Origin of the sequence: Bombella saccharophila, from assembly GCF_026385475.1 — a bacterium.
GTDB classification, from domain to species: domain Bacteria; phylum Pseudomonadota; class Alphaproteobacteria; order Acetobacterales; family Acetobacteraceae; genus Bombella; species Bombella saccharophila.
Window position 1 is genome coordinate 42,225 of record NZ_JANIDW010000001.1, and the last position, 24,995, is coordinate 67,219.

Genomic DNA, 24,995 nt, shown 5'->3' on the forward strand with positions numbered 1-24,995 from the left:
AAGCTCTGTTGCTTACTGTGTTGGGGGAGAGGACGCTAGGAGAAAATTTTATATTTTTAGGATGTTAACGACTTTTTGATCATTCTTCCTCTTGCATGACATGTTTGTAATGAAGAGCAGCTAGACATAGAGGGCCGCTTTTCGTCCGTGAGGGAATTTTGGTAGGGAATTACCGGTTTTAATTGAGTGAATGCATCTGTTGGGAGGCAGGCTATCATGGCGGCGAATCAGCAAGATAAGAAAAAACGTCCGTTATTGGTACGGGTTGGTAAGGCTCTACGGCCTTGGTTTAATAACCTGATTGCAAAAGATTCTTTGGTGCCGAATACCCCAAATTTAGACAATAAGCTCTTTCCTTGGGTAGCCGCGTTGGAAAAGGCGGCTCCCTTAATGGTGAAGGAGTTCCAAGCGGTTATGGCAGAGCGTGAGCGCGTACCGGCTTTGCGTGATTTATCCCCTGATCATCGGCGGATTGCACCTGATAACCGTTGGAAGTCCTTCTTTCTTTACGGATATGGGATTGCGGTGCCGGAGAATTGTGCAAAAGCACCAGTAACGGCTCAGCTTGTGGCAGGGATACCCGGTTTATGCTCGGCTTTGTTCTCTATTTTGGAGCCGGGTGGGGAAATTCCGCCGCATAAAGGGGTTACAAAAGGGATGCTGAATGCGCATATGGGCTTGGGTGTTCCGCGGGATCGTGATAATTGTTGGATCCAAGTCGCAGACGATAAGTTGCATTGGGATGAGGGGAAGGTCTTCGTCTTTGACGATACGTATCGTCATACAGTGCAGAATAATACGGATGATGTGCGCGGTATTTTGTTCATCCAGTTTGAGAGGCCAACACGTGGCTTAGGCCGGTTGATGCAGCGCATCTTCCTTGGCGGGGTGAAGAAATCTGCTTTTGTGAAGGATGCAAAAGATAATATTGAACGTTGGAATCGGATCCAAGCGGAGCTGGAGAAGGCCTAAACTCTACGCCCTTGTAGTGGCGGTGTGTGAAGGGTGAGTGTGTTCCGTGTCTGAGATGACTGAAATGCAGCAGGAAACTCTTCCTCCGCCACCGCAGGGTTGGAAGGCTGTTTTTTACCAAGTCCTTAATAATAGCGGAGATAGCCAGACGTCTCTTAGCGCGGCTGGCTGCGCGTTTTATGCGACATTGTCGCTTTTCCCTGCCCTTACGGCATTGATCTCCCTTTATGGGCTGGCTTTTGATGTCCAAACAGCCGAGGGGCAATTGCATAATGTTAAGCATATTTTGCCACCTGCTGCTTATGACATGATTTTTGACCGGGTCCATGCGCTGGTTACCCAACCTCATTCGTCTTTGACGTTAGGGCTCGTTTTTTCGGTTTTGGTGGCGTTATGGTCGGTTACGGCGAGTAGTAAGTCTATTCTTTCGGCTTTAAATATTGTTTATCATGCTAAGGAAACGCGAGGTTTTTTTGAGTTTCAATGCCTTGCGTTTGTGACGACCCTTATGGCGGTGATTGGGGCGTGTTTAACATTGGCTCTTATGGTGGCTGCACCAGCTTTGGTGGATTATTTGCCGCGTTATTTGAGTTATGTAGGGTTGGGGATGGCGAATATCCCACCGCATTTGCATTTTTTGGTTGAGCAATGGACCCCGGTATTAGTCCATTGGCTGGCCCCAGCCATTATGCTGTTTTTTGTCTTTACGGCGGTGATGGTACTCTACCGCATTGCCCCATGTCGTGAGCGGGAGACGGCGTGGCGGTGGATTTTCCCTGGTGCGTTTTTGGCAACTATTTTGTGGGTTGCGGTCTCGATTGCATTTTCTTGGTATGTGGCACATTTTGCGAGCTACAGCGCAACCTATGGCCCATTAGGGGCTGTCGCTGCGGTGATGATGTGGTTGTTTGTGAGCGCTTATGTTGTGCTGTTTGGTGCGGTATTGAACGCAGAATTAGAAGAACGTGGCTATCGGAAAATTGTTCGTAAGGAGTTGGAACAGCAAGGAGATGGGCTGTAGGGTTATTGGCATTGGAGTTTTTGATTGGGCGGCAGGGTCGTAAGGCTTACATGGCTTACACCGTGGTGGAGGATGCCTAATTTACTAGCCGCTGCTTTGGAAAGATCAATAATGCGGTCGCTATTATAGGGGCCTCTGTCATTTACGCGGACGATAACAGAACGGCCTGTTACGGAGGAATGTACCCTTATGCGCGTACCGAGGGGTAGAGTAGGGTGGGCGGCCGTCATGGCATCAGGGTGGAGACGTTCCCCGCTGGCGGTACGCTTGCCCGCAAAGCTTTTAGTGCCATACCAACTGGCAAGACCACTTTGTGTGAAAGCGGGCGTAGACGCTAAGGCGGTGGTAGGCTGTAAGCAGGCGAGTATAAAGCAAAATAGAGTGTAGGAGAGGAAGGAAAGGAAGGTTCGTGTGGTCATGAACTGTATCGGTTGTTGTTTTATCTTATAAGATTGTCTCATAAATTAGGTGTAAGAGCTAGCGTGGGACTAAAGAGGGTAGATAAGGTTAGGGAGTATCTCTCTTTAGTGTTAAGAGTTTGCTATAAAAAGAGTGTCTTTACCTAGGGAATATGAAGATGCTATCAGCCGTGCCGATGAAGCGACCTCTCATTGTTGTCCTAAACGGACCGAACCTAAATATGCTAGGGCTGAGACAGCCTGATATATATGGTGCTGCAACATTGGATGATGTGGAGCAGCTCTGCTTACAAGCAGCGGAACGGCTGGATGTAACGATTGATTTTCGCCAGACCAATGGTGAGGGGGAGCTGGTATCGTGGGTGCAGGAGTGTCGTGGCCGTGCAAGTGGCATCGTCATAAACCCTGCGGCTTATGGGCATACGTCAATTGCTTTACTTGATGCGCTTTTAGCCGTTGAGTTGCCGGTGATTGAGGTGCATATGTCTAACATTCATCGCCGGGAAGCATTTCGTCATCATACGTATGTTTCTCAGGCAGCTCGTGGTGTTATCTGCGGGTTGGGGATACGTGGGTACGCTCACGCTCTACAGGCGGTGGCAGATATGATTGAGGATGAAGGATGAGCCGTATGCTCGTGGATAAGGAGGCCATTCGGGCACTAGCCGATATCTTAACTGATACAGGCTTGACCGAAATTGAAGTGTCCGAGGGTGATAGCCGCCTTCGTGTTGCGCGCAATGTGAGTGTGCAGGCAGCGGCAGCCCCTGTGGCGGCATCATCGGTTGCTGCGGCAGCTCCTGCGGCGGATGAGGCGGTAGCACCGCCAGCGGATTTATCCTCTCATCCTGGTGCGGTGCCTAGCCCGATGGTGGGGGTGGCTTATCTTACGCCAGATCCATCTTCCCCGCCTTTTGTGCAAGAGGGCGCGCAGGTTGCCGCGGGGCAGACCATTATGCTCATTGAGGCTATGAAGACGTTCAACCAGATCAAGGCTCCGCGTGCGGGTAAGCTGGTCCGTTATTGTGTGGCGTCTGGTGAGCCGGTTGAGTTTGGGGCTGCATTGGCGATTATTGAGTAATGTTTTCCAAGATTCTAATCGCCAATCGTGGCGAGATCGCGTTGCGTGTATTGCGTGCCTGTCGGGAGATGGGCATCAAGACGGTGGCGGTGCATTCCACAGCTGATGCCGATGCTATGCATGTTCGTTTGGCAGATGAGGCTGTCTGCATTGGGCCGCCGAGCTCTCGTGATTCCTACCTGAATGTGGCGGCGATTCTTTCTGCAGCGACGATTACTGGGGCGGAGGCGATTCACCCCGGTTATGGCTTCCTCTCTGAGAATGCTGAGTTTGCGGAAACGGTGGAGGAGCATGGTATTGCCTTCATCGGTCCAACGGCTGAGCATATTCGCATGATGGGGGATAAAATCACCGCTAAGACCACGATGGAGGCTCTTGGTGTGCCGCTTGTGCCGGGGTCTGATGGGGCGTTGGCTAGCCTTGAGGAAGCGCGTGAGGTGGCTGAACGTGTGGGGTATCCTGTCCTCATCAAAGCTGCAGCAGGCGGTGGTGGCCGAGGGATGAAAGTTGCCCAAACGGCTGATGAGATTGAAGAAGCATGGAGTGTTGCCCGGACAGAAGCACGGGCCGCTTTTGGCAATGATGAGGTTTATTTAGAGAAATATCTCGATAAGCCGCGTCATATTGAGCTTCAGATTATGGGTGATACGCACGGCAATGTTGTGCATTTTGGGGAGCGTGATTGCTCCTTGCAGCGGCGTCACCAAAAATTGCTGGAAGAAGCAGGCTCGCCCGTCATTACACCAGAGCAACGTAATGAGATTGGTAAGACCGTTACCGATGCGCTCTCGCGTATGGGGTATCGCAATGCGGGGACGTTGGAGTTCCTTTATCAAGATGGGCAATTTTGCTTTATTGAGATGAATACCCGTCTGCAGGTGGAGCATCCTGTTACAGAGATGGTGTGTGATGTGGATTTGGTAAGAGAGCAAATCCGCGTTGCAGCGGGAGAAAAGCTCGGGTACCGGCAAGAGGACATTGTAATGTCCGGCCATGCGATTGAATGTCGCATCAATGCTGAGGACCCGATGAGCTTTGTGCCGAATCCAGGTAAAGTGAAGGTCTTTCACGCGCCTGGTGGGTTAGGGGTACGCATGGATAGTGCTATCTTCTCCGGCTATAAGGTTCCGCCTTATTACGATAGCATGATTGCGAAATTGATCGTCCATGCCCCAACGCGGGAGCAAGCGATTGCCCGTATGAAGCGTGCTTTGACAGAGTGTGTTGTAGAAGGGGTGAAAACGGTCATTCCACTGCATCAGAAGATATTGGCGGACCCGGAGTTCCAAAAAGGGGATTATACTATCCACTGGCTGGAGAATTTTGTCGAGAAGATGCAGAATAACCACTAATTGTGCGGTGTATTATGTTGGAAAGGCCGTTCCTTTATGAGGGACGGCCTTTTTTATGTCTAAGATTGAGCATCGCGTAAGCTTAACCCCGCGATAAAAGGGCAGAGGGGGACGCTGAGGAGGAAGAAAGCTGCCAAAAGGCTTAACGTGGCATGGTTGGCAGGTCCCGGTGGCATTGTGCAAGCTAACGTGCCGAAAATGAGGCTTGGGGCCATAAGCGGGAGGGTGAGGATGGGTAGGAGAAGGCTGTTCTGCCGTGCCCCTAGGGTGATAGCCGCTGTCATGCCACCGAGGAAGGCTAAGGTGAGGCTGCCGAGGGTCATGCTGAGGATAAGGCGGGGCAGGGATGAGAGCGAGAGCTGGAAGAAAAGGGCCATTATCGGTGTGATAAGCAGCAAGGGAAGGCTGCTGGTGACCCAATGGCTGATGATTTTACCAAGGGCAATAAAAGCAGGGGCGAGGCGCATGCGTAAGAGGTCTAAAGAGCCATCTTCCGCATCGGCGTTATAAAGACGTTCCAGCGGTAAGAGGCTTGCGAGCAAGAGGCAGACCCATAAAATGCCCGGCCCAACCTGTTGGAGGCGCGCTGGGGCGGGGCCGAGTGCGAGCGCAAAGAGCATGCAGCATATGATGAGAAAGCCCAGCCCAGCAATGCCGTCCCGCCGATGAGAGAGAGCCAGCCAGAACTCGCGGCGGAGATGGTGTAGAAAAGGATGAACGGGGTGTTTGGGCCTCTCATGAATATGTTGCGGCAGAGGTGGTGCAATATGAAGGCGGGAGGAGAGTGGGGTGGGTGTTATGCTGTGTGTTGCTGTACCGAGTGTGAGTATGTGGCTATGGGGGAGGAGAAGCGGATTATGTGAGGCAGCCATCACGCAGCCCCCTCGGGCGCGATGGGTGGCGATGATGGTGTTAAAGAGGGCGAGGCTTTGGGCATCCAGCCCATGAGTGGGTTCATCAAGGAGCCAAAGGGGCGCGTTAGTGAGTAAGAGTCGGGCGAGTCCCACCCGGCGTTTTTGCCCGTATGAAAGCAAACGTACCGGGCAGTTGAGCAAAGGGGTTAAGGCTAAGTGTGTGAGGGCCTCATGCAGGGCTGTTATTGTGTGGGGGGTAAAGAGGCGGAGATTTTGCTCTACAGTAAGGGTGGGTTTGAGGGCATTGTCCGTCCCTAGCCATGCGATATTGGCTGCGGCGGTGAGTGTCCCTTGTGTGGGTGGGCAAAGCCCAGCAATCAGCCGTAGAAAGGAGGATTTACCAACGCCATTAGGCCCGATAAGGGTAAGGGCATCACCGGGGTATAGCTGACCAGAGAGGTCGTTGATGAGGCACCGCCCTGCACGGGTCAGTTGGATATGGTCTAATGATAAGAGGGGCGTAGGGTGCATGAGGGTGTTTCATGTGGAGTGTGTACCCAGAGGGTAGGAAGAAAATGATGCTGATTGATGAAAAATATAGGAAAGCCTGTTTTGCTGGAAGGGTTCTTATGGTTATGAAGGCACATGATGAATGACTACAAGGTGGTAACGCCACATTGTAGCGTGGGGAAGGATGTTCTGAACTGACTGATTGGGTGTTAAAGGCGAGTAATATCGTCAAATCCTTTAGCGGGAATGAGATTCTGCGGGGGATTTCGCTAGAGGTGGAGCGTGGGGAGTTGATTTCCATCATCGGGCCATCCGGTTGTGGAAAATCGACCTTTTTGCGATGCCTGAACTTTTTAGAACATCCTGATGCGGGCGATGTGCAGGTGGAGAATGTGAAGCTTGCCAGCCATGGGGCATGGCGGCGGGCGGATGAGGCGCAGGCTCATCGGTTGCGGAGCCATGTGGGGATGGTGTTTCAGTCCTTCAACTTATTCCCCCATCGTACGGTGTTGGAGAATGTTATGCTCGCACCGATGCAGGTGAAAGGATTAGAGGAAGGCAAGGCCCATAAAATTGCTTGCGAGTTGTTGGAGAAGGTGGGTCTATCCGCTGTGAAGGGGCGGTATCCTGATCGTCTCTCTGGTGGGCAGCAGCAGCGTGCTGCCATTGCGCGGGCTTTGGCTATGAAGCCTTCTGTCATGCTCTATGATGAGCCAACCTCTGCGTTGGACCCGGAACTCTCAGAGGAAGTGTTGTCGGTCATGCGGGCATTGGATGCAGAGGGAATGACCCAGCTTGTTGTAACGCATGATATGCGCTTTGCCCGTGCTGCCTCTGATAGGGTGTTATTTATGGAGGCTGGGCAGATTGTTGAGAGTGGCGACCCGGATGTGATTTTCGCTAATCCGCGTGAGGCGGGGACGCGGCGTTTTCTGCGGACATTATTGTGAAGGATAAGGGCGTGGTGCGTATGAAACGCGTCTTATTATGGGCAGCTGGCCTTATGCTATGGGCTGGGCTGCTTGGTGGTGGCTCTGTAGCGTGGGCAGATGGGGCAGCAGCAACGGCAGGGCAGCCATCTGTTGCAGGGCTGCATGTGCCGGGGGCACGTAATGAGCAGGACTTGCCTTGGGCCTCGGACGGGGAGGCGAATGTCCCTTACGTGTTCCACGACCCTGCGCATGAAGGGCGGATGACAGGGTTTGAATATGACCTGATGCAGGCTTTGGCCCCTCGGCTAGGCCGCCAGGGGCGGTTTGTGCAAAATGGGTGGGATGGGCTTATTCCCGGCCTTGGGCGTGACCTTTATGCGTTGGTTATAGATGGGATTGAGATGACGCCGGAGCATAAGGAGGCGGTATTATTTTCACGCCCTTATTACGTGACGGTGGACCGGATTGTCCTGCGGAAGAATGAGACGGGGTTGGAGAGTGTGGCGGCCCTTAAAGGGCATGTTGTTGGCACAATTAAGAGTACTGCGGCGGAGCGGTTATTGCTGGACCACGACCCGGCGAATGTGCGCTCTTATGATGAGGAGACTAATCTTTTCTCCGACCTGAAGAATGGGCGGCTTGATGCGATTTTAATTGATGAGCCAATTGCCCTTTATTATTGCTCTGATGATTTAAAGCTCGTAGGGCCGCCGATTGGCCGTGTGGCGTATGGGATTGCGTTTGCCAAAGATAATCCCGGCTTGCGTGATGCTGTTGATGCCGCTTTAGGCACATTGATGAGCGATGGGACGTTGCATCAGATTCTCGCGCGTTGGAATCTGTGGACGCCACAAATGGCCGACTATACGGGGGACCATAGCGTCTCTTCCACCCAGCCAACGGCATGGACGGGGTATCGTCAGACGATGGAGCGTATGTCTGGCAGTGGTCTCCAAGCGATGGTGCAGCGTTATAGCAGCTTCTTGCCCCTCATTGCGCGTGGGGCTTTGATGACGCTTGCCGTATCGGCCCTTGCGATGGTGTTAGCGGTCGCTTTTGGGTTGGTTTTGGCTCTAGCCCGTGCCTATGGTCTGGCCCCTTTGCGGTGGGTCGCGGGTGTGTATGTGGAGGTTGTGCGTGGCACGCCGCTTTTAATCCAAGTTTTATTTATCTTTTATGGCCTGCCTGCGTTTGGTGTGAAATTATCGCCCTTCGCGGCGGGTGTGTTGGCTTTGGGGCTGAATTACGCTGCGTATGAGGCAGAGAATTACCGTGCGGGCTTGCTCTCTGTGCCGCGTGGGCAGATGGAAGCGGCCATTGCGCTGAATATGACCCATCGGCAAGCGTTGCGTTTGGTGATTGTTCCGCAGGCTTTTCGCACGGTTGTCCCGGTCATGACGAATGATTTTATCGCGCTCTTAAAGGATAGTTCGCTCGTCTCGGTCATTACTCTAACGGAGTTGAGCCAGACTTATATCCGGCTCTCCTCGACCTATTATGATTATATTGGGACGGGGCTTTTGGTCGCTTTAGCTTATTTGTTGGTAGGCCTGCCTTTTGTCCGCCTCGCCCGCATGGCGGAAAAGCGCATGGGGCGGGTGGTGTCTAAAGGGCATCATTAAGTCGTGAGCTAGGGGGCTTCAGGGTCGTGGGGGATTATGTGCCCCTCTAGCTGGTTGTCAAAACCTAAGCGTAGGCTCTTTTGCCAGTCGAGGGCCCAATTACGCATTTTGGTGATGAAATCCCGCACAATAGTTGGTTGTGTTTGCGTGTCGTGTGCCCATGCTGGCAGGGGGGCGAGGAACTGATGCGTTTGCGGGTTAAGGGGGGGGATGAGAGTATCAATAAGGGCGATTTGGGCCTGCCCATTTGAGGTTACAGCGATATGACGCCACTGGACGGCGAGAAATAGAGGCGGGATGGGCGTGACCCCGAGGGCTTGTAGTCGGTTGATGGATTGATTGATGAGAGGATTCGTACTGACATCATCGCCTTGTAAGACAACAGTCCCCGCACCAATACAGTCCTCCCCAGCGGGGAGCAGGGGGAGACTATGGTTAAGGTAGTTGCGGTCATCGTGGCATACGTTAGTGGCTGCGAAGGTTTGGTCTAGAGGGATGGGCTGTTGTGTTGCCTGTGCAATAATGAGCCCCGTGATGGCCCCTTGTTGGGTGCGGACAAGGGCTAAGAAGGAAAAGGGAGAATCGTTGCTGATTTGCGCAGAGAGAATGGGGTGCCATTCTCCTTTAGGGAGAGGGATAGTATGCCCTGCCAAGGTGACGCGGTCGCGCACGATCTCTGCCATGCTAGGATATTGCATATGGATGGGCGGATGATTTGTTGATTGGCTTTCTGCCTCGGTTGAATCATCATGGGCAGAGTTAGCTGCTTGTAGCGCGTTAGAGGTATGCGGAGGTAGGTGGCCTGGCAGCCAAGGGGCGTGTTTTTTAACCCAAGGGCTAGGGAAGAAGGCTGCCATGAGGATGCCACCAACCCCAAGGATAAAGCAGCATCGCCAAAGCGGTGCTTGCCGCCACAATGCTATGAAGGCGTTTAATAATGTTTTCACAGGCTTGCCTTATGCATTTTTTCCTGCGGCTCTTCACTGGTTTCAGCACGAATTTGGCCCTCCTCTTCCATAATGAGGTGAACATGGGTCCGGCCTTGTTGACGAGCGGTAATGAGGCTGTCGCTGATCATATCTTCAATGGAGCGGAGGAGATCGCGCGCACTTGCCATGCTGCCGAGTTTTTGTTGTTTTTGCATAAGCTCAAATAAAAGGGCGGGGTCGATGCCGCCAGCTTCAACATTAAGCCCATAACCACGAATCATCTGCTCAATTTCGAGGGCGGCAACACGGGCGAGGTCTAGCCCACGTAAGGGACGGAAGACGAAAATACGGTCTAGTCGATTGAGGACCTCCGGTGCGAAGCCGGAGCGGCGCAGGGCCTCTGTGGATTCAGCGCGCATTCTTTCGGGGTCTTCGGCCCAACGTTCGGCGATGGTGCTGAGTTCATCAGTTGCGACATTGGAGGTGAGAACGAAGATAGCGCGTGTGGTTGGGACTAATTCATTGGTGGAGGCTTCCGTGACGTGTCCATCATTCCAAGCGGTAAGGAATTTTTTAAAGACGTCAGGGTGTGCTTTTTCTATTTCATCAAGGAGGACGACAGCATCAGGCTGTTCTTTAAGACCGCCTGTAAGGCGACCAAATGTGTCCGACCCCACATAGCCTTTGGGCGAACCAAAGAGTTGTGTTGCCGCATGAGGGCTGGACATTTGTGTCATATCGAAATGCAGAAGAGGTCGCTCTGTTTGGGTGGCGATTTGCTTGGCGAGATAGGTTTTCCCAGTGCCTGGGGGGCCAGCAAGTAGAAACACACCAACAGGGCGGTTGCGCGTGTGAAGGGCTAAGCGACGGCGGAGCTGCTGGGAAATATCTTCACATACCTGGTCTTGCCCGATAACGCGTGCGCGTAAAGAGGCGGCAAGCTCTTCGGCATTAATGGCACTTTCGCGTTGTTGGCGAGCCAGCATATCTTCAAGGGCTGTGCGGTTGGTCAAACGGCTGAGAACATCCATGAGGAAAGTCTTTCTATGGCGGAGGCCGTGGCGGGCCAGATGTTCAGAGGAGAGATAATAGAGCATCCCGGCAAAAGAGAGGGCAAGCCCGATTATTCCGATAGGCAGATAGCCCGGGCGTGCCCAGTTTATAGCAATTAAGAGGTCATGTAACAAAGCGCCTGGGGAGAGATGGACCATCAGCGCAAGTTGGACGGCAGCGAGAATAAGGAAGGCTGCCATCATGAGCGGCATCATTCGGGATAGCCAGGGGATTAGGGATTTCATCATAGGTGGCTGCTATCTCGGACAGATGGTGTGAGAGGTATTGTTGTAAAGACTATACAATAGGTTGTTTTCGCTACCAGCGTGGGATGGGGTCAAGCCCTTTAATGATGACAGGCAGGTCATTTTAACAGATGCCTAACTATTGCACGATGACTGGTACGGATAATGCAGGGGCCTGAGGCGTAAGAGGCGGTAAGACAACAACAGAATGGAACATATTCAGCGTTGCAATGGAGAGTGGTCCCATTTGTGCGGGGCTTTGGCGTGTCAAGGTGATGACCCCTTGTTGTGAGATGGGGAGGAGTACAGTGCGCGGGCGAGGCCCTAAAATGACGTGTTGTGTAAAGCCTGCGGTGCTGACGGTGAGGCTTTGCCCTGTTTGTTGGTTAGCATCAACCAAAGGTAAGGCTGCGAGGCGTATGCGGTTATCCTTTAGGGCAGCGAGTAAAGCAGGTTTTTGGTTGTTAGGGATCGTGCTGCTTGCAAGAGCATTTTCAGCTTCATGAGGGGGGAGCATGGACAGAACGAGTGCCCCTTGCGTGATGGGGATTGTTTGTTGGATCACACGCGGCTGCGGGGGCGTTGATGGCGCTGGGGGATGAGCATTAAAAGCAAGAACAGCTCCCCCCAGGCCCGCGACTGCTGCTGCAAGGGCAGCAGGCCGCCAAAGAGGAGATTTTTTAGGCTCTGGTGTTGGGGAGGGGGATTGTGGCTCCATCATGTAACCATGTCGCATTATTTGGGGCTGCACTACAAGATGTTGATGAGGATGATGGTTTTTGTTGTCATGATACCTTGTGAGAAAAGCTTGCATCACTTGTGGCTCTGTCGTATCAGGAAGGTGTTTTCACTTTCCGTTCTTTTGGGGGGTGGCCCGGCTGGGCCGCCTTTTTTGTTTTGGATCACTTTTCCACCACGCCGGAGGGTTCTGGCCAGTCAAACGTAGAGCATGAGGGGGTGTCCTCTCATGGGATTCGTCGTCTTAGTGGGTTGGAGGCGCGTATTGCCGACCGCATTGCCCCGACATTGGCTGATATGGGGTACGAGCTTGTGCGGCTTTCTGTCCTAGGGCATGAGACACCAACCGTGCAGGTTATGGCTGATCGTGCTGATGGCTCGCTCATCAGCGTTGATGATTGTGAGCAGATCAGCCATGCAGTTGGTGCGGTGCTGGATGTGGATGATCCTATACCGGGTGCGTGGATGTTGGAGGTCTCTTCCGCAGGGATAGACCGGCCTCTTACTCGTGCGAAGGATTGGGAGCGTTTTGCAGGGCATCTGGCAAAAGTGGAGCTGGATGTTCCTTTAGAGGGCCGGAAGCGTTTTGCAGGGATCGTTCTTGGCACGCGTGAGGGCGTCGGATTGCTCCGGTTGGATGATGGACAAGATGTGGCTTTGCCGTTGGATGATATGCGTAAGGCACGCCTTGTCTTGACTGATGAGTTGATTGAGGCAAGTGCTGTGCTGGCTGGCATAGCGCAAGAAGAAGAGGCTGAGCTTGGCGGTAAACCCCGTCGTGCGCCAAAATTGAAACCCAAAAAGCCGGGGAAGAAGAGTTGATGACCCGTCTTATGCTGGTTGGAGGTCCGATCTAATGGACACATCTGTTACCCGTCCTGAATTGCTTTTGGTTGCTGATGCCGTCTCGCGGGAGAAGAATATTGACCGTGAGCAAGTGTTGGAAGCCATGGAGCAAGCCATCCAAAAGGCTGGCCGTGCGAAATATGGGCATGAGAAAGATATTCGTGCCACGATCGACCGTAAAAGCGGTGAGGTGCGCCTAAGCCGTTGGACGGAAGTGGTCGAGACGGTTGAGAATGAGGATTCTCAGATTCCATTGCGAATTGCACAGAAAATTAAGCCAGAAATTCAGGTAGGGGAGTTTATTGTTGACCCGCTCCCGCCGATCGATTTTGGGCGTATCGCTGCGCAGACGGCTAAGCAGGTTATTGTTCAGCGTGTGCGGGAATATGAGCGCAAACGTCAATATGATGAGTTTAAAGACCGTGTTGGCGAGGTGATTAACGGGACGGTCAAGCAGACTGAGTATGGCAATCTGATGGTTGAATTGGGTGGCCATGCTGAAGGGCTGTTGCGCCGGGATGAGCTGATTCCTCGTGAATCCTTCCGTAATTCTGATCGGATTCGTGCTTATATTTATGATGTGCGCGATGAGCCGCGCGGGCCGCAAATCTTTCTTTCCCGGACGCATCCAGGTTTCTTAGCAAAGCTTTTTGCTCAAGAAGTCCCTGAGATCTACGATGGGATTATCGAGATTAAAGCTGTAGCGCGTGACCCTGGCTCGCGGGCTAAAATGGCTGTCGAATCGCGGGATCAGTCGATTGACCCGGTAGGGGCATGTGTGGGGATGCGTGGTTCGCGCGTGCAAGCTGTTGTGGCGGAATTGCAGGGCGAGAAGATCGATATCATCCCCTGGAGTGCACAGGCAGCGACCTTTGTTGTGAATGCTCTTGCGCCTGCTGAAGTGACCAAAGTGGTGATGGATGAAGATGCAGGGCGCGTTGAGGTTGTGGTTCCTGATGAGCAGCTCTCCCTTGCCATTGGGCGGCGGGGGCAGAATGTACGTCTGGCCAGCCAGTTGACCCGATGGGATATCGACATTCTTACAGAGGCTGAAGAATCGGAGCGCAGACAGGAGGAGTTCCGTAAGCGCAGCAGCCAGTTTGTTGATGAGCTGGATGTTGATGATGTGATCGCTGGCTTGCTGGTGACGGAGGGTTATCATTCGGTTGAGGATCTCGCCTATGCCGATCCCGCGGAGCTTCATGATATTGAAGGTTTTGATGAATCGGTCGCTGAGGAGCTGATGGCGCGTGCGAATGATTATCTCGCCGGCCGGGAGCGCGCGTTGGATGAACGGCGTCGCGAGCTTGGTGTGACGGATGATCTTGTCGCGTTGAATGCGTTCTCCCTGCAGGTGCTTGTTGAGCTGGGTGAGAAAGGCATCAAAACACTGGATGATCTTGCTGATCTTGCCGCTGATGAGTTGATTGAGCTTCTTGGCGGTGACGAACCGCTGGAGGAAGCGGAAGCCAATGAGATTATCATGGCGGCTCGTGCGCATTGGTTTGAGGATGATGAGGAGAACTCTTCATCAGATGCGGCTGCAGAAGGAGCCATTCGTGAAGGAGACTCGGGTCACGCTTGAAGAATGCATCCTCGATAGTATTGATGACGGTCCGGTTAAGAAGGGGCGTATAGTGTCTTCCCAGCGGCGTTGTCTTATCACGCGGACCCACGATGAGCCGCATCATATGTTGCGTTTTGTCGTTGGGCCGGAGGGGCAGATAGTGGCAGATCTCGCCGCACGTTTGCCTGGGCGTGGTATGTGGTTGTGTGCAAACCGTGCTGTGTTAGAGGATGCGCAGCTTCCAAGGGTTTTTTCACGCGCAGCGCGGCAAAAGCTGGACGTCCCTGTTGGTCTTGTAGGATATATCAAGGATGGTTTGGCAAAGCGTCTCCTGGATGGTATCAGTCTGGGCCGACGCGCTGGTGAAGCGGTTTGTGGGTTCCAGAAATGCCGGGAACGTATTGTTGCTGGCAAAGTCGGGGTTGTTATTTGTGCAGCAGGTGCGAGTCAGGATGAGGTGGCTCGTCTGCTTTCGGGGCATCGGGATCTCCCGGTGGTCTGGGTGCCAGGGCGTATCCTGGCAGCGTCATTTGGGCGCGATCGTGCCGTTTATGCGGTGATGGCTCCTGGTGCGCTGGCAGAACGACTAAAGGCGGAATATAAGAGATTTGCGGGGGTGGCTGAATATACACCTCTGGGCCTCAATATGGGGCAGTAAGGGACAGGCAGAGACTATGAGCGACGGCAACGAGCGCAACCAGAGTGGAACTCCAAAGGGGACAACGCCTAAAGAAGGGCAGAGCAAAAGCTCTGGTCGCCTTTCTTTGCGGCCTGCGGGGCGTAAGGAGGTCGGGCGGACTGTAGAGGCTGGCTCTGTAAGGCAGAGCTTCAGCCACGGACGCTCTAAGGAAGTCCGTGTTGAGGTGCGTAAGCCTAAACGGAATAATGCAGGCGGGGCGCGTGGCAGCCGCAGTGCGACAGGGGTGCGCGGGCTAACTGTTTCGGAGCAGGAGAAGCGTCAGCGTGTCCTCGCCGAGGAAGCAGCACGGCGTGAGGCGGAAGAGGAAGCCCGTCGTGAAGCAGAGACGATTCGCATCCGCTCCGCAGCGGAGGAAGAGGCACGGAAGAAGGCCGAAGCCGAAAGTAAGCGTGTAGCGGAAGAGGAAGAAGCAAAGGCGCGTGCTGCGGAAGAGAAAGCCCGCAAGGCTGAAGCGGCAGCGCGTCGGAAAGAGGCTGAGCAACAAGTACCCCCGCCTTTGACGAGTTCTAGTGCAGGTGGTGTCCAGCTTGCTGAGCCAACAAAGCGGCTCCGTCCATTGGCAGAGCGCGCTATTATGCCGAGTCGCCCTGTAAATACAGCCACGCCTTCCTCTCGGGCATCTTCGGAGCGTCCTAGTGGGAATGAGACGCTGCATTTGCGTGGTCGTGCAGCAGCGGTGGCAGCTGCGGGAGATGATGAGGGCGGTACAACATCACGTCGTGGTGGTGGTGCGCGTCGTTCTGCTCCTCAGTCGCGTCGTTCTTCTTCACCGCGGCGGGGTGGTGCGGGGCAGGATCGTCGCTCTGGTCGGATTGATGTGCGGGCCGCTATTGAGGGTGATGATGGTAAGACACGCTCTCTAGCTTCTGTTCGCCGTCAGCGGGACCGGGAACGGCGGCAAGCGGAGTTGGAGCGTTTGCGCTCTGACCAAGTGCGTGTGGTGCGCGATGTGACGGTGCCGGAGACCATTACCGTAGGTGAGCTGGCAAACCGTATGGCTGCTCGTCAGGGTGAAGTTATCAAGACGCTTATGAAGATGGGCGTGATGGCCACTGCGGCCCAGAGCATTGATGGTGATACTGCTGAGCTTGTTGTGAGTGAGTTCGGGCATCGCATTAAGCGTGTGGCTGATAGCGATGTTGAGCTTGGCATTGAGGGCATTGAGGATAAACCAGAGGACATGAAGCCGCGTCCGCCGGTTGTGACGGTGATGGGCCATGTTGACCATGGGAAGACCTCCTTGCTGGATGCGTTGCGGACCACGGATGTGGCTCATGGTGAGGCTGGGGGGATTACTCAGCATATCGGGGCGTATCAGGTAACGGTGCCTTCTGGGCAGAAGGTGACTTTCATCGACACGCCGGGCCATGAAGCCTTTACCTCCATGCGGGCGCGTGGTGCCTCTGTGACGGATATTGTGGTGTTGGTGGTAGCCGCGGATGACGGCGTGATGCCGCAGACGATTGAGGCTATCAAACATGCCAAAGCTGCTAATGCGCCGATTATTGTGGCGATTAACAAGATTGATAAGCCCGGTGCGAATCCAGACCGTGTGCGGACTGAGCTGCTAAACCACGAGATTGTGGTTGAGAGTATGAGCGGTGATACGCAGGAGGTTGAGGTTTCTGCGCTTAAGCGGGAAGGGTTGGATAAACTCTTAGAAGCTATCCTTCTGCAAGCTGAGATTTTGGACCTGAAGGCGAACCCGAATCGCATTGCAGAGGGTGCCGTGATTGAGAGCCGTTTGGACCGTGGTCGTGGCTCTGTTGCGACTGTTCTCGTGCAGAAGGGGACGCTCAACCGGACGGATATTGTGGTTGCCGGTGCGCATTGGGGCCGTGTTCGTGCCTTGTTGGATGACCACGGCAAGCAGATTAAAAAGGCTGGTCCGTCTGTCCCTGTAGAGATTTTGGGGATGAGCGGTGTGCCTGATGCCGGGGCGCCTTTTGTTGTTGTCGATAGTGAGAATCGGGCGCGTGAGATTAGCGCGTTCCGCCAGCGCAAGGCGCAAGAGAAAGTTGCGGCGATGCAGGTGGCAGCGCGTGGCACGCTGGACCAGATGTTGGCGCGGATTCAAGCAGGCGAGCAGAAGGAAGTGGCTTTGGTCGTCAAAGCCGATGTGCAAGGCTCTGCTGAGGCGATTCAAGCAACGGTCGAGAAGTTGTCTCATGAGGAAGTGGCTGTGCGTGTGCTGAATGCCACTGTGGGGCAAATCACTGAGAGTGACGTGCAGCTTGCTAAAGCCTCCAATGCTGTGATTATCGCCTTCAATGTGCGTGCCACAGTGCAGGCGCGTGAGCTGGCCCAGCGTGATGGTGTGGATATTCGCTATTACTCCATCATTTATCAGGTGGCTGATGATGTGGAGACGCTGGTTAAAGGCCGCATCGCGCCGAAACATCGTGAGAAGTTCCTTGGTTATGCGGAGATTCGTCAGGTCTTTAATATTACCAAGGTGGGTAAGGTCGCTGGTTGTTATGTGACGGAAGGTGTTGTCAAGCGCGGCTGTGGCGTGCGGCTGTTGCGCGACAATGTGGTCATCCATGAGGGTGAGCTAAGCCAGCTGAAACGCTTTAAGGATGATGTCCGCGAAGTGGCACATAACTATGAGTGTGGTCTTTCCTTCGCAGGGTATAATGACCTGCGCGAGGGCGATGTCGTGGAATGTTTTGAGATGGAAGAGATTCCCGCTTGAAGAAACGACCATCCTTTGATTTGTTAACCCCGGCAGGTGAGAATCCTGTCGGGCCGAGTACGCGCCAACTTCGCGTTGCGGAGGAGGTGCGGCATGTCTTGGCGGAGGTGTTCGCGCGGACGGAGTTCCGGGACCCGGAGCTTTACGGCGTTACCATTACGGTAACGGAAGTGCGTGTCTCGCCGGATTTCCGCCATGCAACGGTGTTTGTAACCCGGTTGGGGCGTGATGATGTCGAGGCTGTTTTGCCTGCGTTAAAGCGTGTTGCGCCCTTTTTGCGTAAGCGTCTTGCCACTGCTTTGCGGTTGCGGACTGTGCCGGAATTGCATTTTCAGCCTGATATATCGTTAGAGCATGCTATGGAGGTGGAAACGATTCTGCGCTCTCCAGAGGTTCAGCGTGATTTAAAGGCTGGGAGCCGTGATTCGTCTAATTCTGATGATGCAGAATAAGGCGCGTTATGGCGCGTAAGACAGGGCGCGATATACATGGCTGGTTGATTCTTGATAAGCCATTAGGGCCGAGCTCTACAGCGATGGTAAGCCGGGTGTTACGCCTTTTTGATGGGCGCAAGGCCGGGCATGGGGGGACGCTGGACCCGTTGGCTTCTGGCGTTTTGCCTATTGCTTTTGGTAAGGCTACGAGCACGATTCCTTATATTATGGATGCGACAAAGCGGTATCGCTTTACGTTATCTTTTGGGGAAAGTCGTACAACGGATGACCGTGAGGGCGAGGTCCTTGCGCGCTCTGATAAACGGCCATCTGATGAGGAGATACGGGCTGTTCTTCCTGCATTATGTGGGGATGTGATGCAGGTGCCGCCTGTGTTTTCTGCCCTGCGTGTGGGGGGGCAACGTGCTTACGACCTAGCCCGTGCAGGTCGCCCACCAGATTTGCCGCCTCGCCCAGCGCGGATCGATTCGATTACGCTGATCGAGCGGCCAGATGCGGATAGAGCTGTGTTTGAGGTACAGTCGGGCAAGGGTGTTTATATGCGCTCTTTAGCACGGGATATTGCTCTAGCTTGTGGCACGGTAGGGCATATCTCGGCCCTACGGCGGACGAAGTGTGGGCCGTTTGATCTCTCTCATGCTTATGAGATTGAGCAGTTAGCACTAGACAAATCGGCCGAAACTAGAGACAAGGCATATGCCCTTCCGGTTCCTTTGCTGGATGCGGCGACCGCGCTGGTCGACATCCCGGCGTTGGCCGTTACAGAAGCAGAGGGGAAGGCCCTGATTTGTGGGCAAGCGGTGACGTTGGCTCATCTTGAAGGGGACGTGCCTGCTAATATGGAGGATGTTCCATTATGGCGGGTTACGGTAGAGGGGCATGTTATCGGGCTGTGCCGGGCGGCTGAAGGGCGGTTACGGGCAGTCAGAATGTTGGAAAACCATTTGTTTTTTGGAGAACACGATGTCGATCACTGCTGAACGCCGCAGCCAGCTTATTGCTGAATATCGTCGCGCTGAGGATGATACAGGCTCCCCGGAAGTGCAGGTTGCCCTGCTGACAGAGCGGATTGTGAATCTTACCGAGCATATGAAGACCCATAAAAAGGACTTCCATTCCCGCCGTGGGTTGTTGATGCTTGTTGGGCGCCGTCGCGCGCTGTTGGATTATCTAAAGCGTAAGAGCGAAGAGCGTTATAAGACGTTGATTGAGCGTCTTGGATTGCGTCGCTAAAGGTTTATCCATAGCCCGGGGAGGTGGTAGTGCCTCTCCGGGTTTGGTCTTGTGCTATAGCCGCCAGGGAACGCTTTTTCTCGGCGTTTCAGGCCACATGGTGTCATGATACGCTGATGTATCATCCTCGCCATGCCGTCCGAAACGCTGTTCGAGACTGGGGCTAGCAGGGGCGCTGTTATAATTGCTTCCGGAGGAAGACAGAATGTTTGATAATTATTTTCGTAAAGAAATTGAATGGGCGGGCCGTCCGCTTGTGTTCGAGACGGGGAAGATTGCCCGTCAGGCCGATGGTGCGGTTGTGGTCACGTATGGTGATACAGTCGTGTTATGTACTGCTGTAGGGGCCAAGACGGTAAAGCCGGGGCAGGATTTCTTCCCTCTGACAGTGAATTATCAGGAGAAAGCTTACGCCGCGGGGAAGATTCCGGGTGGGTTCTTCAAGCGGGAAGGCCGTCCTTCTGAGCATGAGGTGCTGGCGTCTCGTTTAATTGACCGTCCGATTCGTCCGCTTTTCCCAGATAATTTCCGTAACGAAGTACAGGTCGTGGCGACTGTTTTAAGCCATGATATGGAGAATGATCCGGCTCTGGTCTCGCTCATCGGTTGTTCTGCGGCGTTGACATTGTCGGGTATTCCCTTCTTTGGTCCGGTTGGGGCGGCGCGCATTGGTCGTCTTGATGGCAAATTTGTTGTCAATCCGACCCTGAGCGAGGTGACTGATAGCAGTTTGGACCTCGTTGTAGCAGGGACGGCTGAAGGCGTGTTGATGGTTGAGTCTGAGGCGCAAGAGCTCTCCGAGGAGGAGATGCTTGAGGCCGTCATGCTGGGCCATACGGCCTTCCAACCTGTGATTGATGCGATTATTGACCTTGCCGAGCATGCGGCACGCGCACCGTGGGATTTGCCGGAGATTTCCAAAGAGGAAGTGGCTCTGCGCAAGCGTGTTGATAAGGTGGGTAATAAGCTGATTGCCGAAGCCTATAAGGAGCGCAGCAAGCAAGCGCGGATGGAAAAGGTCGCTGCTGCGCGTGAGAAGATTGTTGCGACGCTGGAGGAAGAGGGTTTTGACCCTGAGCTTGCCAAGCCGATGATTAAGGATTTGGAAGCGCAGGTGGTGCGTGGTGCCATCTTAAAGACCGGCATCCGTATTGATGGTCGCGATACAAAGACAGTGCGTCCTATCATGGCGGAAGTTGGTGTGCTGCCGCGCTCTCATGGGTCGGCTCTCTTTACCCGTGGGGAGACGCAGGCTCTTGTTGTGGCGACCTTGGGCACAGGCCAGGATGAGCAGGTGATTGATGCGTTGGAGGGGGAATATCGCTCCCGCTTTATGCTGCATTACAACTTCCCGCCTTTCTCCGTTGGGGAATGTGGTCGTATGGGTTCACCGGGGCGGCGCGAGATTGGCCATGGTAAGTTGGCATGGCGTGCGATTAATCCGCTTCTTCCTTCTAAGGAGGAGTTCCCTTACACATTGCGTGTTGTCTCTGAGATTACAGAGAGTAACGGCTCTTCCTCTATGGCGACTGTGTGCGGGACCTCTCTCTCCCTGATGGATGCGGGTGTGCCGATGCCACGTCCTGTGGCAGGGATTGCGATGGGTCTGATTAAAGAAGAGCGCGGTCATGCTGTGCTGACGGACATTTTGGGTGATGAGGATCATCTTGGGGATATGGACTTCAAGGTGGCAGGGACATCTGAGGGTGTGACAGCCTTGCAGATGGACATCAAGATTACCTCCATCACGCCAGAGATTATGAAGGTTGCTTTGGAGCAGGCGCGGGAAGGGCGGTTGCATATCCTCGGTGAGATGAGCAAGGCTCTGGCTGAAGGCCGGACAGATGTTGCCGGTAATGCGCCGAAAATTACCACGATGACGGTGCCTGTGGCGAAGATTCGCGATGTAATCGGCTCGGGTGGAAAAGTTATTCGCGAGATTGTTGAATATTCCGGTGCGAAGGTCGATATCGGGGATGATGGCGTCATTAAGATCGCCGCTGCCAATGATGAACAGGCGCAAAAAGCCATTAGTCGGATTGAAGGCATCGTAGCAGAGCCGGAAATTGGCCGGATTTATGATGGTAAGGTCGTTAAAACGGCTGATTTTGGAGCGTTTGTTAATTTCCTTGGCCCTAAAGATGGTCTAGTTCATATCTCTGAGCTGGCCGAGGGCCGTGTGGGGCGGACGACAGATGTTGTCAAACAAGGTGATGTTGTTAAGGTCAAGGTGATTGGCTTTGATGATCGTGGTAAGGTGAAGCTTTCCATGCGTGTTGTGGACCAAGAGACTGGTGAGGATATTACCGAGACTGTCGGTGCTAAGCCGGGTCGTCCACGCCGTGATGCGGAGTAAGTTGTGTGTGGAGGGGGACATGATGTCCCTCTCCGTAGGGTTGTTTGTGGTTGAGTAGTGGGGACGTCTGACCTCTATGAAGTCGATCAATGCCGTCCGTTTTGGTGGTCAGGAAGTTTTACCCCTAATTGAAGGGGGTAAAGGTGTTTCTGTCTCCAATGGCGTCTCTGCCGGGCACTGGGCTGCGGCGGGGGGAGTCGGGACGATTTCCGCCGTTAATGCTGATAGTTACGATGAGCAAGGCCGTCCCATTCCACAGCTTTATCATGGCAAGACGCGCCGCGAACGGCAGGGCGAGTTGGTACGCTATGCTATTGAGGGTGGGATTGCCCAAGCAAAGATAGCGCACGATATTTCCGGCGGCCGTGGTCGTATCCATGCCAACTTCTTGTGGGAAATGGGCGCGGCAGAAGAGGTTATTACGGGGATTTTGGAAGGGGCACCGGGGCTGATTCATGGCCTGACATGCGGTGCGGGGATGCCCTATCGCCTCTCGGAGATTGCTGCGCGTTTTGGGGTGCCTTATTACCCGATTGTATCTTCCGGCCGGGCATTTAGTGCGCTTTGGAAACGCTCTTACGTCCGTTCAGCGGAGCTGCTCGGTGGGGTCGTGTATGAGGACCCGTGGCGGGCTGGGGGGCATAATGGCCTCTCCAATACTGAGAACCCTCTCGCCCCGGAGGAACCTTATCATCGTGTGGTTGCTCTACGGAAGGTCTTGAATGGCTTTGGCCTACAGCATGTGCCCATTATCATGGCAGGTGGTGTGTGGCATCTGGAGGAGTGGAATGATTGGCTTGATAACCCAGAGATTGGCTTGATCGCCTTCCAGTTTGGGACGCGCCCTCTTTTAACAAAAGAGAGCCCCATCCCAGAGGCATGGAAGCAGCTGCTCCTTACCCTAAAGGAAGGGGATGTCTATCTAAATCGCTTCTCGCCAACGGGTTTTTATTCCTCCGCGGTGACGAATAGTTTCCTTCGTGGTTTGCGGGAGCGGTCTGAGCGTCAGGTGGCATTTAAGAGTGCAGCAGAAGGCGTGTTTGATACACCTGTTTGTTTAGGTGGGCGGGGACGTGAGGTCTTTGTCCAAGCTGAGGATGTAGAGCGCATCGCACGGTGGAAAGAGGCTGGCTATACCCAGCCGATGCGTACACCCGATGACACGGTGGTGTTTGAGACATTAGAGACAGCGCGGCAGGTTTTGGCTGACCAGGCGGCCTGTATGGGGTGCCTCTCGCAATGTCGCTTCTCAAATTGGAGCCAGAAAGGCCCCGCCTTTAATACGGGGCAGCGGGCGGATCCGCGTTCTTTCTGTATTCAAAAGACCTTGCAGGAGATTTCCCACCTTCAGGATGTGCCTTTGGCAGAACAAAGGCAGATTGTGGACCATAATCTCGTTTTTGGTGGGACGAATGCGTGGCGTTTTGCGACAGACCCATTTTATGCCAATGGGCATATCCCGACAGTGAAGGAGCTGGTCGAGCGGATTATGACGGGCCGATAAGAGCCCGCCATATCTTGTGAGGCCGTCTCTTAGGGGAAGAGGCGTTGGGTTGTCCAGTCTTTCCCATCTGGGCTGCGGGTAAAGAGAACGCGGTCATGTAAGCGGAAGGGTTTGTCCATCCAGAACTCAATAGTGGAGGGGCGGACGCGATAGCCATTCCAATAAGGGGGGCGGGGGATGCTCCCAATAGCGAAACGGGCGGCCTCTTTTGTCACCACCTGCCAGAGGGCTTTACGGCTCTCAATAGGGCGGGATTGCTGGCTAGCCCATGCGCCAATGCGGCTTGCACGCGGGCGGGATTGGAAATAGGCATCCGCCTCTGCTGCTGGTAAGAGTGAGACCGTCCCGCGGATGCGTACTTGCCGCCGCAGGGACTTCCAGTGGAAGAGCAGAGCAGCCTGCATATTATGGTCCAACTCGCGCCCTTTAGCGGATTCGCTATTGGTGTAAAAGACGAAGCCTTCATCATCAAAGCCTTTGAGCAATACCATACGCGCATCGGGCAGGCCGGTGGCGTCAACCGTGGCGAGGGCCATGGCGTTGGGGTCGTTAGGTTCTTTTGCCTCGGCTAAGCTCATCCAATCCTGAAAGAGAAGAAAGGGATTTTCACCGGTGATAGTGTGACCATCCTCTTCAAAAGCGGTCTCAATTTCATGATGAGGGGGGGTGCCTGGGGCGTCCGTCATGGGGGTATCCTTGGCATAGTGGTAAGGGGATGAGATAATCATGAAAGCGCGACGCTTGGATGTCCAGCTTTATGGAGGGTGTGTGTGATGGAGAGTTTTCGGTTTATTTTCATGCTCACAAAGGATGACCGCACGGTAGAGCATGCTCTCACTGTGGTGGAGACGGCATTGCGTTTGGGGATAAAAGACATCGGCTTTAAAGATATTGGTCTACCTATCCCCGCCTTGCAGCGTTTGGCAGAGGTTATTCGCTCTGCTGGGGCGCGTGTGTATTTGGAGGTTGTCTCCCCTGATCGTCAGCGCGAATTGGACTCGGTGAAGGCGGGGTTAGCTTTAGGGGTGGATTGTCTGATGGGCGGGACGCATGTGCCTGATGTTCTGCCCCTGCTAGAGGGGCATAATGTCGCTTATTATCCCTTTGCGGGGCATGTGGTGGGGCATCCTAGCGTGTTGAAAGGCACACCGGAGGAGATTGCCCGTAATGCGGCTGAATGGGCGGCTCATCCCGCTGTGGCAGGGCTGGACCTGCTTGCTTATCGCAATGATGGGGATGTGCCAGAGGTCATCCGGGCGAGTTGTGCTGCGGTGGAAAAACCAGTGATTGTTGCAGGGTCCATCAGCACGCCAGAGCAAATTGAGGTGGTACGACGTGCTGGAGCAGCGGGGTTTACTGTGGGGACAGCGGCTTTTGAGGGCGTCTTCCCGGCCAAGAGTGCGCAGTTGGAGGACCAATTACGCGCCGTTATGGCCTGTTGTGAGACAGTAGCGGCATTAAAGTAATCCCAGCTCCGAGAGGCGGTTGCGTAAGGCGATGGGGAGGGAGCTGACCCCGTCATCTGCTACGCCTGTTGCAGTGTGATTGAGGTCAGGCGGGGCGTCCTCTGCTTTGAAGTAACGCCAGCCTTGGAAGGGGCGCATCGGGCGTGGTTGGGTGGGGATGACCTCATCAGAGACGAGGATGAGCGTGCCTTGGTGACCATCATCGCGCGTGTAGGTATCAAAGCCAATAATGGGTTGTCGGCACATAATGAGGCCGTTTATGACGCGATAAATCGACCCTCTCGTTTGGAGAATCTCCTCTGCGCGTTTGGGCATAGTGCGGGTGCGGACATAAGCAATGCCGTTATGACGCTCTATAGCGACCCAGTCTTGCAGCATCTCCGGTGATGTGCAGCCGACAATCAATTTGATGAGATGGAGCGGCGTTGAAGCTTGGTTGGGCATA

At 54.1% G+C, this 24,995-nt stretch carries 24 protein-coding genes; 17 read left to right on the forward strand and 7 right to left on the reverse strand.

Going from position 1 to position 24,995, the window contains the following annotated elements; translation table 11 throughout:
- The first annotated feature begins 216 nt into the window (after positions 1–216).
- Together NQF64_RS00225 and NQF64_RS00230 are read left to right on the forward strand one after the other, a co-directional pair.
- Complete coding sequence (locus NQF64_RS00225) at positions 217–972, forward strand: aspartyl/asparaginyl beta-hydroxylase domain-containing protein (protein WP_099026282.1); 756 nt, start codon at positions 217–219, stop codon at positions 970–972.
- A gap of 55 nt (positions 973–1,027) precedes the next feature.
- The gene (locus tag NQF64_RS00230) at positions 1,028–1,993 is read left to right on the forward strand and encodes a YihY/virulence factor BrkB family protein (RefSeq protein ID WP_266106563.1); all 966 of its coding nucleotides are present in this window, start codon (positions 1,028–1,030) and stop codon (positions 1,991–1,993) included.
- Positions 1,994–1,995: 2 nt separating this feature from the next.
- Here the strand turns inward: NQF64_RS00230 and NQF64_RS00235 are convergent, their stop codons facing one another.
- Complete coding sequence (locus NQF64_RS00235; protein ID WP_323670694.1) at positions 1,996–2,412, reverse strand: septal ring lytic transglycosylase RlpA family protein; 417 nt, start codon at positions 2,410–2,412, stop codon at positions 1,996–1,998.
- Between the two features lie 158 nt (positions 2,413–2,570).
- On the opposite strand from NQF64_RS00235, the gene aroQ reads away from it, so the two are divergent.
- Genes aroQ through accC form a run of 3 tightly spaced genes read left to right on the forward strand, consistent with a single transcriptional unit; the run spans position 2,571 to position 4,845 of the window.
- Positions 2,571–3,038, forward strand: a complete 468-nt coding sequence (gene aroQ / locus NQF64_RS00240) for a type II 3-dehydroquinate dehydratase (protein WP_180794184.1) — start codon at positions 2,571–2,573, stop codon at positions 3,036–3,038.
- Positions 3,035–3,493: an acetyl-CoA carboxylase biotin carboxyl carrier protein gene (locus tag NQF64_RS00245; RefSeq protein ID WP_099026278.1), complete on the forward strand. Its 459-nt coding sequence runs from the start codon at positions 3,035–3,037 to the stop codon at positions 3,491–3,493. The genes aroQ and NQF64_RS00245 overlap by 4 nt, the downstream gene beginning before the upstream one ends.
- The gene (accC, locus tag NQF64_RS00250) at positions 3,493–4,845 is read left to right on the forward strand and encodes an acetyl-CoA carboxylase biotin carboxylase subunit (RefSeq protein ID WP_099026277.1); all 1,353 of its coding nucleotides are present in this window, start codon (positions 3,493–3,495) and stop codon (positions 4,843–4,845) included. The genes NQF64_RS00245 and accC overlap by 1 nt, the downstream gene beginning before the upstream one ends.
- 59 nt (positions 4,846–4,904) lie before the next feature.
- On the opposite strand, the gene ccmA is transcribed toward accC, so the two are convergent.
- Positions 4,905–6,230 (reverse strand): heme ABC exporter ATP-binding protein CcmA, encoded by a 1,326-nt coding sequence (gene ccmA, locus NQF64_RS00255; RefSeq protein WP_266106110.1) that lies wholly within the window; start codon positions 6,228–6,230, stop codon positions 4,905–4,907.
- 185 nt (positions 6,231–6,415) lie between these two features.
- Between ccmA and NQF64_RS00260 the strand changes: the two genes are divergently transcribed.
- Together NQF64_RS00260 and NQF64_RS00265 are read left to right on the forward strand one after the other, a co-directional pair.
- The gene (locus NQF64_RS00260) at positions 6,416–7,159 is read left to right on the forward strand and encodes an amino acid ABC transporter ATP-binding protein (protein ID WP_099026275.1); all 744 of its coding nucleotides are present in this window, start codon (positions 6,416–6,418) and stop codon (positions 7,157–7,159) included.
- Between the two features lie 53 nt (positions 7,160–7,212).
- A complete protein-coding gene (locus NQF64_RS00265) occupies positions 7,213–8,763 on the forward strand; it encodes an ABC transporter substrate-binding protein/permease (protein WP_407651798.1) in 1,551 nt (516 codons plus the stop codon).
- Between the two features lie 8 nt (positions 8,764–8,771).
- Here NQF64_RS00265 and NQF64_RS00270 read toward each other — a convergent pair whose 3' ends face one another.
- From NQF64_RS00270 to NQF64_RS00280, 3 genes are all read right to left on the reverse strand, one after another.
- Positions 8,772–9,710 (reverse strand): hypothetical protein, encoded by a 939-nt coding sequence (locus tag NQF64_RS00270; RefSeq protein ID WP_266106111.1) that lies wholly within the window; start codon positions 9,708–9,710, stop codon positions 8,772–8,774.
- Entirely contained in the window at positions 9,707–10,990 is a 1,284-nt protein-coding gene (locus NQF64_RS00275) for an AAA family ATPase (protein WP_099026374.1), read from the reverse strand. The genes NQF64_RS00270 and NQF64_RS00275 overlap by 4 nt, the downstream gene beginning before the upstream one ends.
- 139 nt (positions 10,991–11,129) lie before the next feature.
- Positions 11,130–11,711: a hypothetical protein gene (locus tag NQF64_RS00280; RefSeq protein WP_099026273.1), complete on the reverse strand. Its 582-nt coding sequence runs from the start codon at positions 11,709–11,711 to the stop codon at positions 11,130–11,132.
- Between the two features lie 236 nt (positions 11,712–11,947).
- Between NQF64_RS00280 and rimP the strand changes: the two genes are divergently transcribed.
- The 9 genes from rimP (at position 11,948) to NQF64_RS00325 (ending at position 23,084) form a co-directional block, all read left to right on the forward strand.
- Complete coding sequence (rimP, locus tag NQF64_RS00285; protein ID WP_266106565.1) at positions 11,948–12,550, forward strand: ribosome maturation factor RimP; 603 nt, start codon at positions 11,948–11,950, stop codon at positions 12,548–12,550.
- Positions 12,551–12,584: 34 nt separating this feature from the next.
- Positions 12,585–14,159: a transcription termination factor NusA gene (nusA, locus tag NQF64_RS00290; RefSeq protein WP_099026272.1), complete on the forward strand. Its 1,575-nt coding sequence runs from the start codon at positions 12,585–12,587 to the stop codon at positions 14,157–14,159.
- Positions 14,134–14,799: a DUF448 domain-containing protein gene (locus NQF64_RS00295; protein ID WP_266106112.1), complete on the forward strand. Its 666-nt coding sequence runs from the start codon at positions 14,134–14,136 to the stop codon at positions 14,797–14,799. The genes nusA and NQF64_RS00295 overlap by 26 nt, the downstream gene beginning before the upstream one ends.
- Positions 14,800–14,815: 16 nt before the next feature.
- On the forward strand, positions 14,816–17,536 hold the full coding sequence (infB, locus tag NQF64_RS00300) for a translation initiation factor IF-2 (RefSeq protein WP_266106113.1): 2,721 nt from the start codon (positions 14,816–14,818) through the stop codon (positions 17,534–17,536).
- Complete coding sequence (gene rbfA / locus NQF64_RS00305; protein WP_266106114.1) at positions 17,533–17,988, forward strand: 30S ribosome-binding factor RbfA; 456 nt, start codon at positions 17,533–17,535, stop codon at positions 17,986–17,988. The genes infB and rbfA overlap by 4 nt, the downstream gene beginning before the upstream one ends.
- A gap of 8 nt (positions 17,989–17,996) precedes the next feature.
- Entirely contained in the window at positions 17,997–18,971 is a 975-nt protein-coding gene (gene truB, locus NQF64_RS00310) for a tRNA pseudouridine(55) synthase TruB (RefSeq protein WP_099026268.1), read from the forward strand.
- Complete coding sequence (gene rpsO, locus NQF64_RS00315; protein WP_099026267.1) at positions 18,955–19,224, forward strand: 30S ribosomal protein S15; 270 nt, start codon at positions 18,955–18,957, stop codon at positions 19,222–19,224. Before truB ends, rpsO begins: the two co-directional genes overlap by 17 nt.
- A gap of 205 nt (positions 19,225–19,429) precedes the next feature.
- Positions 19,430–21,580, forward strand: a complete 2,151-nt coding sequence (pnp, locus tag NQF64_RS00320; protein ID WP_266106115.1) for a polyribonucleotide nucleotidyltransferase — start codon at positions 19,430–19,432, stop codon at positions 21,578–21,580.
- 76 nt (positions 21,581–21,656) lie between these two features.
- Positions 21,657–23,084, forward strand: a complete 1,428-nt coding sequence (locus tag NQF64_RS00325) for an NAD(P)H-dependent flavin oxidoreductase (RefSeq protein WP_266106116.1) — start codon at positions 21,657–21,659, stop codon at positions 23,082–23,084.
- Positions 23,085–23,113: 29 nt separating this feature from the next.
- Here the strand turns inward: NQF64_RS00325 and pdxH are convergent, their stop codons facing one another.
- Entirely contained in the window at positions 23,114–23,770 is a 657-nt protein-coding gene (pdxH, locus tag NQF64_RS00330) for a pyridoxamine 5'-phosphate oxidase (RefSeq protein ID WP_266106117.1), read from the reverse strand.
- Between the two features lie 87 nt (positions 23,771–23,857).
- Between pdxH and NQF64_RS00335 the strand changes: the two genes are divergently transcribed.
- The gene (locus NQF64_RS00335; protein ID WP_266106118.1) at positions 23,858–24,550 is read left to right on the forward strand and encodes a 4-hydroxythreonine-4-phosphate dehydrogenase; all 693 of its coding nucleotides are present in this window, start codon (positions 23,858–23,860) and stop codon (positions 24,548–24,550) included.
- On the opposite strand, the gene NQF64_RS00340 is transcribed toward NQF64_RS00335, so the two are convergent.
- Positions 24,542–24,994 (reverse strand): DUF1489 family protein, encoded by a 453-nt coding sequence (locus NQF64_RS00340; protein ID WP_266106119.1) that lies wholly within the window; start codon positions 24,992–24,994, stop codon positions 24,542–24,544. The genes NQF64_RS00335 and NQF64_RS00340 overlap by 9 nt on opposite strands.
- Position 24,995: the final 1 nt, after the last annotated feature.